We start from the raw sequence: 1,534 nt of genomic DNA on the forward strand, positions 1-1,534 counted from the left end.
GTATCTATTCACCAGGACGGGGTTGACGGCATCAGTTCTGCCGGGATGGGATAATCTGTCTTCTCGATGCACGCCCTGACCACGGCCCTCAACCACTCCTGTGGGCAGCGGCCCAATCGCTTGCCGGTCTCCACCAACGACAGGATGCGCTGGCGAAACAGCTCGCCCCGGTGAGACCACACGCCGTAGCTACCCTTGCGCCAGAGCACATAGCCACGCAGCGCCCGCTCCGCCTCGTTGTTGGTCAGCGCTATTTCGTCGTCAGTCATAAACCGCCACAGCATCTCGTCATCCCGCAGCAGCAACTGGCATCGTCCACGGTAGCGTTTGCTGCACAACAGGGCGCCGCGCTCCAACTGGCTTCGCCAGCTTTGCCGGTAACGCGCGAGCCTGCGCAGGTATTTCTGCTTGCTCAACGCACCGCTTTCCCAACGGTGCCGGGTACGAAACACCGCATCCGCCAGCAAGACCAACCGGGCACCGATGGGCTGGTTGCACTGCTCGCTACTCTCGGCGATGGCCGCGAGATTGCGGGCCACGTGGGCCCAGCACAGTTGCCGCTGGTCGGCGTCGATAAACCGGTAGCCGGCGTACTGGTCGGTCACCAGCACCCCGTCAAACTCGGCGCCCAGCAGCCGCTTGGCCGCCTCCTGACCACGGCCATAGGCCGTCATGAAGCAGACGGCTATCTTGCTCAGCGCCAGCCACATCCAGCGGCGCTCTCCACCCCGCTGATGCCGGGTCTCATCGGCATGAACGTGGGTGGCCGTCTGCACCTGCTGCTTGATGGCCTGGTAGGTCGGGGTGAGCATGGCACTCACCCGCCCCTGCGCCTCACTGATGGCGCCCCGGCTAAAACTCAGGCCGAAATGCTGTTTGAGCTGCTGCTGTATCTGGCTGACGCTCTGGTGAAACTGGCCGCTTTGCAGCGCGATGTAGCTGAGCAGATTGGCCCCCATCTGGCTGCTGCTGACGTTGTCTGGCAGTGCGGCCTGGGTCGTGCCGATACACCGTGAGCAGGTCGCACGATACAGTTGGTGTTCGGTGACGAGATAGCTCACCTCGGGCAGCTCGAACACCTGATGAACCTGATAGGGTTTGGCATGGGCCACCATGTCCCCGCCACAGCAAGCGCAATCGGCGGCAGGGTAATGCGGGACCAGGGTCAGGCGGGCATCAAGCGGATGCCGCTCGCGGCGATGTCCCTTGTGACCGGGCTGCGCCCCCCGTTGCTTGCCGGACGCCGGACGCTTGCGGGCCGGCGGCGGTGCACCGGGGCCGTCGCTGGAAGGCGGCTTGGAGGAGTTGCCGCTGTGCTGATTGAGGCGGTCCTCCAGCTCGGCGATGCGGTCGAGGAGCTTATAAATCAGCTCGTTGGCCTGCTCCAGAGTGGTGGGCATTCCCGCGGAATGCATGGTGTTTTTGCTCATGGGGGGAGCGTATCTAAGGAGCAGGATCAAGCAAGCAGGAAAGTGGGATCAAGAGACGATCGTCTCATTTTTCCTGTGTCAATACTGTTCCGGTGAATACTTAC

General features: G+C 62.8%; 1 protein-coding gene. It reads right to left on the reverse strand.

The genetic code is table 11. The annotated features are described in order from the left end of the window. Positions 1-8: 8 nt before the first annotated feature. Entirely contained in the window at positions 9-1,430 is a 1,422-nt protein-coding gene (locus PG883_RS23435; RefSeq protein WP_043155065.1) for an IS66-like element ISKpn15 family transposase, read from the reverse strand. Positions 1,431-1,534 lie beyond the last annotated feature (104 nt).

The organism is Aeromonas sp. QDB25, assembly GCF_027707725.1.
Taxonomy (GTDB): Bacteria; Pseudomonadota; Gammaproteobacteria; order Enterobacterales; family Aeromonadaceae; genus Aeromonas; species Aeromonas caviae.